Source organism: Paenibacillus sp. FSL H7-0331 (assembly GCF_001956045.1).
Map to the genome: position 1 here is coordinate 41,399 of NZ_MRTH01000049.1, position 9,335 is coordinate 50,733.

At 47.0% G+C, this 9,335-nt stretch carries 5 protein-coding genes; 1 reads left to right on the top strand and 4 read right to left on the bottom strand.

Annotated elements, in window-relative coordinates; genetic code table 11:
* Positions 1–156: 156 nt before the first annotated feature.
* From BK127_RS37130 to BK127_RS37145, 4 genes are all read right to left on the bottom strand, one after another.
* The gene (locus BK127_RS37130; RefSeq protein WP_076237726.1) at positions 157–2,802 is read right to left on the bottom strand and encodes a metallophosphoesterase; all 2,646 of its coding nucleotides are present in this window, start codon (positions 2,800–2,802) and stop codon (positions 157–159) included.
* Between the two features lie 116 nt (positions 2,803–2,918).
* Positions 2,919–4,004 (bottom strand): iron-containing alcohol dehydrogenase family protein, encoded by a 1,086-nt coding sequence (locus tag BK127_RS37135; protein WP_076237727.1) that lies wholly within the window; start codon positions 4,002–4,004, stop codon positions 2,919–2,921.
* A gap of 31 nt (positions 4,005–4,035) precedes the next feature.
* Positions 4,036–7,242, bottom strand: coding sequence for an S-layer homology domain-containing protein (locus tag BK127_RS37140; protein WP_076237728.1), 3,207 nt, complete (start codon positions 7,240–7,242; stop codon positions 4,036–4,038).
* A gap of 288 nt (positions 7,243–7,530) precedes the next feature.
* Positions 7,531–8,676: a sensor histidine kinase gene (locus BK127_RS37145; RefSeq protein ID WP_256711608.1), complete on the bottom strand. Its 1,146-nt coding sequence runs from the start codon at positions 8,674–8,676 to the stop codon at positions 7,531–7,533.
* Between the two features lie 52 nt (positions 8,677–8,728).
* Here BK127_RS37145 and BK127_RS37150 point away from each other — a divergent pair.
* Positions 8,729–9,335: IS630 family transposase (locus tag BK127_RS37150; protein WP_144026671.1), on the top strand; the 607-nt coding region annotated here is incomplete at its 3' end.

Consider the following 9,335-nt stretch of genomic DNA (forward strand, 5'->3'; position numbering starts at 1 on the left):
TTGTTATTTGGTGCTAAGTCAATTGGTTTGCGTTCATCGTAGATGAAGCGTAATCACAAGTCAATAAGAAGTTAACAAGCGGCACTGTCAAGCTGAATACGACTCACAGCACGAAGAACAGCCACAGAGTAGGCCCTGTGGCTGTTCTTCGCATCTTTATTTGGTTGTAAATGACCATACATCCGATCGGCTAAAGCCTCCAAATTCATCCCGTGCTATCGCGAACCAGGAATAGCTTTCATCCGGCTGCGTATTCGGGTATGGAACTGTCGCCGTGCTTCCGCTCGGAACCTTCGATGCTTTGCCGATCAGCTCATTCGTTCTCGAATAAATACCGATATAATCGGTTGCCACCTGCTTTTCAATCGGTTTCAGATTCAGCGGCAGCACGAATTCATCCTCGTCCGGTTTGAAAAAGTTGTACTTATTTAAATAGGGTGAATACGTATTGACGAATAGCTGCTTGTTCTGCAAATCGAATTGCAGGAAACGCATATAGCCCTGTCCGCCTTCAGGACCATTCTGGTAATCGCTTAGCAATTCCAGCACCTTGCGGTCCCCTATTTTCTTAATATTATAGGCAACACCCGGATTATGACCGCCCAGCACCATGAACACATTCAGATTCGGTTCTACGAGCTGCTCATAAATCCCACGACCTTGACCATAATAGGCTTTGCTTGGTTTCAAATATTCATGTGTCGCGATTATAGCATTGCGGTCCGCATATTTCTTGAGCACACTATTGGCCCAATCGAACGTTTTTTGATCGATCACCCAACCGAGATAAACAATAACAAAATCGTTGCCCTTGACCGAAACCAGATCGTAATGATCCCGGTTATTGTTCAGATCCCCGCCAAAGGTAGGCTGCTTGATATACCGCTCGCGGCCAAAATATTTCCAAAACTCCTCATAATTGCCGACATCATAAGCGACATCATGATTACCTGCAACGATACCATAAGGGATATGAGCATCATCAAGGGTTTTCATGCTTTTTGAAGCATTTTCCCATTCAGTCTTGCTGTTCCAATTGTTGATAATATCCCCTGTATGCACCATATAGCTGAACTTTTTTTCCTTCCAGTGATCAACGGTCCACTTGGTCATCAGATCATAAATTTTGGGGAACGACTCCGAATAGTACTGGGTATCGGTCATCCATAGAAAGGCAAAATCATACTCACCTGTCGTCGGAATACGATCCTGCACAAGCACCTCCACCTTGCCGCCGCGCACCATCTGAGCTGGCTTGATTCTCCCTCTTAACGTAAAGTCCTCTGTCCCTCTGTTAGAGTCTATGTCTTCCCATAGCTGCGTATCGAAATTCCATACATACATAGTGACCAGTCGATCAGGCAGCGAATGTCCCGTCCAGACGATATCAGAATCGGTTAAAGGATCGTTGCCCACCTCAAAGGTGAAGCGGTGATACGGAAATTTCTCTTTGTTATCATTAACCAGATATTGACCATCTTTGACGGCAACCAAGGATCGCTGCTCATCAGTCATCATAGTCTCACCCTGGGGTACCAATTCGAGCGGCGGCTCCCGATCAACGGCATGGGTTAATGCCTCGTGATTGCCCGTTTCGCTCAAATCGTAACGCCGAGCTTTGTAAAAGGATACATCTAACGGATCCTTGGTCGAATCATCCACCTGTACGCTTAGCTTCAGCTCAGCGGTTGAAATTGAAGAACGATCGGCTGGTGCAGGCTGGCTCGGCAGCTCAGGCGTTTCATTCAAAACCTGAAAGTTGACGGCACTACTGCGCTCATTACCCGCTTTATCGGTCGTACTTACTTCCAGCTTATGCGCACCAACCGGCAGCTCAGTTGTTTGCAGCTCGGCCGGCAGCTCGATCACCTTACCGTCCAGCTTGGCGACAACAGAAGCAGTGCCCGATATCGCATCATTGGATTTGACATTAACAGCAATTCGATTCTTGTAGGTTCTGCCCTCGATAGGTGAAACGACCTCAAGAACCGGTGCGGTATTATCGACTTGAACGATAACCGTTTTGGCCTTTTTGCTCGTTCCCTCCTCAGCGATTAATTCGACCTTATGATTGGTTTCAGGCAGTTCCAGCGTATCCCACAAATAATAGACACTGCGATACTTATCGTCTTTGATCACATAATTAAATTCTTTTTGGAACGTGCTTGGATCTTGTGCCGCGCCAGAAGCAGCCCCGACCGTATACACAGTAGCAGTCTTATAATTCGGATCATCCAGAACCGTTCCGTCCCCAAGCTCGAACTTCAGGGCGCGGAATTTCCACACATCGCGTTCACCCTCCTTGTCATCAGGCGTTTTTTTGCTGCCAGCACGCAGCGTTATTTTATTATTTCCCTGCTGCAGCAGCTCCGCGTTGATGGGAACTGTCAATTTGGTAAATCCCGCAATATTTTTATCAAAGGTATAGGCAAGCTTGTCGTTCACCCATATCGAATTTTTAAACCCATCGCCTGACTTCATCCCATCAGCTTCAAAGGTGAGCATTGCTTTTTGCTGCATAACCGGTTTGGCTGTCACCTTCACATCATCAATGAGCAAACTAAGCTTAGACTCCGGCTTGCTGCCTGATGCTATGATCCCTTTACTCCCTCTTACGATATCTCCATTATCCAAGGAAAGGGTAAGACTCGTATCGTTCGCCGAAACCTGCGGAATACCTATTTGGAGGAAGCCATCTATCGCGATCAAACGAATAATCCACAGTAACCCGATCAGAGCGAGCGCGGTGAACAGGATCAGCACTGTTTTTTGCATTCCATTAAACCGCGGTTGATTCTCCATGCTGAAACCTCCCTCTGTTAGCACAATCCATGATGGACTTTATTGTATACCACCTTGCATTCGAATGATAGACAAACAGCCCCGCCACGAACAACAACGAGGACTGTTACTTGATGCTATTCCCACTTCTCCAGCTGCTCCACGGCCATTGTTAAAGCTTCGGCTGTCACTTCAAAAGGCATGTTTCCGATCGTCCCGGCTGCAGAGAGCACTGCGCTCATCCAATGTTCCTTCTCTGCCTCTTCAATCGGATAGTCTATGCCCAACTGGTGAAGCTTGACTGGCAAACCTATAAGCTTATAGAAGGCAAGCAGTTCATTTATTTCCGCTGGTTGACGCTGCTCCAATATTAATTGCACCAATGTGCCATAAGCAACCATTTCTCCATGTAAGGCTTGCTGCTGGGGAAGAGTTATCAAGCCATTATAGATCGCATGAGCAGCAGCCCAGCGACAGTTATCCTCACCCAAGCCGCTGACCATACCGCCGCATAATACAATGGCATCAACGACCTGCTGCAATGCAAATAATGCATTCTCTTGCCTTGCATCTTCTATCGCAGTTACTCCATACTTCATTATGGTGTCATAGCCAAGCTTCGCTGCTTGCAGCCCGCTAATTGTCGGTACATTATGCCGCTTATCAATGGAGCAAGCCGATGCTTCATACCACGTTGCCAACGTGCTGCCTATCCCTGCAATCAAATAACGAGGTGGGGCTTTGGCCACAACATCCGTATCGATCAGTACCAGCAGCGTATTATTGAGAAATACTTGACTATCATAATAATGCCCCTCATCGGTATACATCACAGACAAATTCGTGGCCGCCGCGCATGTAGCTGCCAGCGTAGGAATTGCTATGAAGGGCAGCTTCAGATCGTGGCTGAGTTTTTTGGCGATGTCCGTCACTTTACCCGCTCCAACCGCAACGATTAGCTCTGTACCTTCCAGAACCATAGCGGATAATCTCTCGATTTCATTATAAGAGCATTCCCCTTCATAGACAGCATATGCGTAGACGATATCGGCTCGGTCCAGACTCGCGGTCAGCTTCTTATTCACGCTCTCCCAAGAGGCTGCGCCTGTAACAATAAAAATCCGCTTTCCCCATTTGGCAATCCATTCGCCAGCTGCATGAATCAATCCCACCTCCTGCATATAAGCATTCGGTGTTCCCATCACCAAATGAACTCCGTTCATCTCAACCGCTCCTCCGTATGGATTGTACCGATTATTTTACACTGACATCAAAGGAGGCCGTTTGGCTGCTTGGTGCCACAATGTTAATTTTAAAGCTGGTTACGTCGCCTGCAGCACCTGTATATTGAACTTTACCCATTTTATCTATAGTAACAGCACTTGGCTTGCTGCCTACTACGTTGCTTATAAAGAAGCTCAGCTTCAGTACCTCATTACCGTTCGTTCCTGTATTTCCAATTTTAAACAAATCATTACGTGAAACAGCTGCTTCCTCACTCAAAGCCCCAGGTGCACGTTCTGCTACAAATTCACCAGCGTATTGATCAGTAACCGTTATTTTCTCAGCCAGCTTCGTATCCCAGATATACAGCCCTGCCTGAAGCTCCGCCAAGGCAACTTCCTTGCCTGTCTTGTTCAGCACGATGCTGCCTACAACCGGACCTTCATTCTTCGAGGTTACATCGATCTTCGAATTGGCAATTTCATTCCGGCCATTGTTGTACAGGATGCTGAGCTGGGCTGTTCCCGCTTTGCCTCCGGCAACGAACCGACTGCCATTCTGATCGGCAGATTTGCTCGCTGCATCCGCCACCTGGTTGTTGCTGGACGTAACCGAAACAACGGAGGATGGCACCTTGACGATCTCGTTATTATCCAGCTTAGCTCTAATTTTGACTTCCTTGGCAAATCCGCGGTAGTTGTCATAGACGCTGCTCGCTCCTGCTGCCCCTGATCCTGTGCTCAAATAATCATCGGTCGCCAGTAAAGTATTGTTTGAATGATCCAGATAGGCTTCATAGGTCAGCTTATTCGCAGAATCATTAGGGTCAATAACGCTCATTGTCGTTGAAACCGAATCAATTTCTGCATAGTTAACCCCATTCACAGCAATGCCGCCATTCGTATCCGCCTTCAACAAGGAAGCCTTGAACAAATAATTCGCAGCTTTTGCGCCAGTTCCGGTGTAGAAATTGAATGATTTATCAAACACGGAATCCACACTCATATCGGATGAATCATGAGCCAGCTTAAAGTCCAGGTATACCTCCTGACCCAATGTCATCGGCTGCAAAATGTATTTTCGCGGCGAGGCGCTGTTAGCCTGATCCGTCCGCTGCGTGCTTGCAAGACTGGTAGCGCCAAGCGTTGCGGCATCTCCTGAATTGGCTTTCAAGGAGTAGCGAACTACATATTGATTAGCAGCATCGTACTTGAGCTCGCCGCCGAATTGGTCATATAGCTTGATTTTCAACTCATTATTAGTACCGGCAGTCATGTATTTGGCTGGTGTAATTGAGAAGCGAATGTCGTCAGCCTTGCGCTCTTCATTGCCGTTTAATGTCAGCTGGGCTCTCACATCCGGACTATCCTTGAGCTGGATGGTGATAGTTGAATTATCTTTGTTGATCACACCTGTAATTGCGATCATACCCTTATGCGAGCCATTATTGGATATAGGATCAGCAGCCAGTGTTACACCACCGTTGGAGAAAATATTGAATTTGGCCCGTTGATCATAAATTTCCTGTGGCGTCAGTTGATTACCTTGGGAATCCTTTACAATAATCGGCACATAAAACTTCGCATCGATCGCTTCATCCCCTGTCGGCACATCACCCTTGGACAAGCTGTAATTATAAGCGCCAAATGCCACACTTGCTGCGGATTGGTTGCCGGATATCTTGACTATCTTCGTATAGGTTTGACCCGAACCATTGGCAATAAGGGAAATGGTAACCTCCTTCGTTTTATCAGATATTGAGCGCAGCTTCAGATCTGCGGCCGTATCCCCGATCACATTGTCAATAAAGGCCAGATTCTCGCCCTCATTACCTTTTTCCAGATCGGAATCATTCGTCAGCACCACAATACCTGCATTCAAATCGGCTTTATTTTCCACACGAATGCCGTATTGGTCATAGGCCTTCACATTCAGATAAGCGTAGCCCTTGGAAGCAATCGCAGCCAGCTTATTGCCGGAATCATCAACGAGCTGCCCGACCTCCAGCCTGGATACGGTGCTTTTGTCCCCAATTTGAAATACTTTATTGCCCTGTATACTCGTTGACTCATAGATGACCGTGATGGATACCCCTTCGCCCTTAACCGTCCCTTCAGGTAAATCCAGATAAAAGGCTTGCTCCCCGCCAATGACCGTTGTTGTACCTTTGCTGGCATAAATTTTAAAATTGCTCGCCGATAAAGAGGATTGGCCACCATACTGATTAGCTGCTTTAAAATCAATACGAATCCGTTTATCGTTAGGCAGCGTATCGCCAGCGGTCAGGAAACTGATACCCGTGATTTGTTCCGCAGTCGTTGTAAATTGAGCGGATTTGGCCGACTCATCCAGATTCGATACGCCATCCAGCGTAACGCCCCATGCTGCCGCATCCCATTTATTATCCAAAGTCAAGGTCGCTGTTGTTTTATCATCATTCCAACTGGTTGTATATCCACCTGTTACCGGTGAACCATTACGAGTCAGGATCAGCTTGGCTGCCGAGGTGTCAGGCAGGGCACCGTTGAATTGAACCGTGAATGCATTGGAATTACTCGCCTTGAAGGAAACGATCCCATACTTGCCGCTAAATATCGGCTTATACTGCTGGGACGATTCATAGGAGGATAACACAAGCAAATCACGCGTTGCCGGTGTCATGCCGCCAAACGTACCGTCCGCATTCGCCTGAAGCAGCTTCAAGCTGATCGCCAAAGCCGCATAGCTTTGAGCCCAGGTGGATATGGTTGGGTCGTTCAATCCAGCTGTTGCTTTTACCTGGTTTTCCATACCCAATCCGCGAATGAGGAATGCAGCCAACTGCTCTTTCGTTACTTCACCTGCGGGATTGTATTGACCTGGCGCGAATCCGTCAGTTATCCCCGCTTTCACGATAGCTTCTATATAAGGTAAAGCATAGCCGTTGGCCGGATCGCTTGCCTTTACATCCGTAAAGGTGGAGGCTGTCAGCGTATTGTCTACCTTCAGCTTGAATATCAAAGCGGCTACTTTAGCAAATTGGGCACGGTTCATTTTGTCCTTCAAGCCGAATGTGCCTTCACTGACACCGTCAAATATTCCCGCACTGATCAATGAATCAAATTTGGCTTTCGTCGTAGCATCCAGATCCTTCAAATCATTGAAATCCGCAGAGGTTTTGGCAGATACCGCACCTCCCAGAGCAAGAGTTGAGAACACGACGGACAGAGATACAATAACTGATAAGCTTTTTTTCATACATATTTCCCCCAATAAATCGATTTTGTCAAGCAATGGACAAGTAAAGCCTATGTAATAAGTGCGGCGTTCGTATCTGGATGGTATCCATGGATTGTGATGAACAAACACGCGAGATAATACTTATTACCCATTCTGTGGAAATTGAACATTATATTGCATTGGTGTTGAAATATGCTGATAGTAAGGCCGTTTACACGTTCTGGCATGTATGAAAAAAGCAGGTACCTCAAGACTGCCGCCTCAGGTTACCTGCTTTGCCTTCAACCTCATCCCATCCCACTCCACTCATCTACTCCTGGCCGCCGGAAATGTTACGGTGAAGCTCGTTCCCTCGCCGAGCGTGCTGCTGACATCAATGGTACCGTGATGGGCATCTACAATCGACTTCGCAATAGCCAGCCCCAGACCATGTCCGCCCATCTGTCGGGAACGGGATTTGTCCGCGCGATAAAAACGCAGAAATATTTGCTTCTGTTCTTCTTCAGCAATCCCAATACCGTTATCTTCAACAACTATGATGAGCTTGCGATTGATTTCGCTGGCATTTAGTGACAGCCTCAAAGTGACCTTACCGCCGCTTGGCGTATACTTCAACGCATTATCCAGCAGGATGATGAGCAGTTGCTTAAAACGTTCCACATCTCCCTCGATTTCAAGCTTACCTGAGGCAACCATTTGCAGATCAATTTGCTTGGAACCGGATAAATTTTTCATGGATTCCACAATCATTTGGGCATGAGGCTCCAAATCAAAAGCTTCCCAATGCAAAATATATTCCGGCGTATCCGAACGAGCCAGCAGCAGCAGATCACTAACCAGTCTGGTCATGCGTTTGACCTCATCCTTCATGTTCACCAGCAGCTTTCGCACAAACGGATCCGTCTCCTCCGTCTGTTCCATTTCCAGTGAATCGATGGACGACAGCATGACACTTAGCGGTGTTCTCAACTCGTGCGACGCATCAGCCACGAATTCTCGCTGCCTTGTATAGGATTGTATAATCGGGATCATCGCCCGTCTTGACATGATATGGCTCATATACAGGGCAATTCCAAAAAAAAGCACAGCCAATCCACCAAAAATATACAATAACCAATTAAACAGCTCGTAGTTATAGGAAATGTTTTTGCCTACATATAAAGTACCGATCTGCTTATTTCCTTGCATAATCGCTTTTCCGGCTGCCAGCAAACGAATCTCCTGAGTATTCGCCTGATCTAAAGGTTTGTTATATCCTCGAGGGAAACGTCGATCCCCGAATCGATCCTTGGATAATCTCAGCTTGTCGTAGCGCAATTCATTTTTCTTAGGGGTCCAGCCCTTTAACAAATCCAATAGCTGGGGACGCAGCCCCCGACCGATATCGTTTCCATATAGCAGCTGGCCGTTCGGTCCCATAATGTATATAGAATGAACTCGTGTTTTAAACAACCGACCAATTCGGGTAATGATGTAGAAAAGACCGAAAAGGAAGGGATCAGAGATGAAAAAAGAAAACGAACTAGAGATACTAGCAACAGCAATGAAAGAAACCAATAGCACTCGGATGTATGAACGCTATCTCGCTGTACGTCTTCACTTGGAAGGACGGACGTTAACGGAAATCGCGGGTATCTTAGGACGGACATACCAAACCGTCAGCACGTATTGGAACACCTACCGTAACCAAGGATTGCTGGGTCTGGATCTTGGACATTCGCCTGGAGGTCCAAAAAAACTCTCCGAAGAACAAGAAGACAAAGTGAAGACTACCATCACGAATCTGCGTCCCGCCGACGTTGGATTCAAAGCCCGGTACACTTGGACCCTGAACATCATTAGGAAATGGATCCAGCGAGAATTTGACCAGACGTTTACAGAAAAGGGTGTTTCCAAGCTGTTGGCGCGGTTGGGTTTTAGCTACACAAAAGCTACGTATTCACTGGTCAACGCCAATCCAGAGGAACAAGAACAGTTCCGCGAAGTGACGCTGCCTGAGTTGAAAGAGCAGTTGGATCAAGGGGAAATCGATCACTTGCTCTTCGAAGACGAATCCATGATTCGCACCTACCTGGCTTTGCAGTATAACTGGTTTCCCAAAGGGGAGCAAC

Excerpts from the sequence above, each read along its gene's own strand:
- BK127_RS37130 (WP_076237726.1), bottom strand. The coding sequence starts at position 2,802 with ATGGAGAATCAACCGCGGTTTAATGGAATGCAAAAAACAGTGCTGATC.
- BK127_RS37135 (WP_076237727.1), bottom strand. The coding sequence starts at position 4,004 with ATGAACGGAGTTCATTTGGTGATGGGAACACCGAATGCTTATATGCAG.
- BK127_RS37140 (WP_076237728.1), bottom strand. The coding sequence starts at position 7,242 with ATGAAAAAAAGCTTATCAGTTATTGTATCTCTGTCCGTCGTGTTCTCA.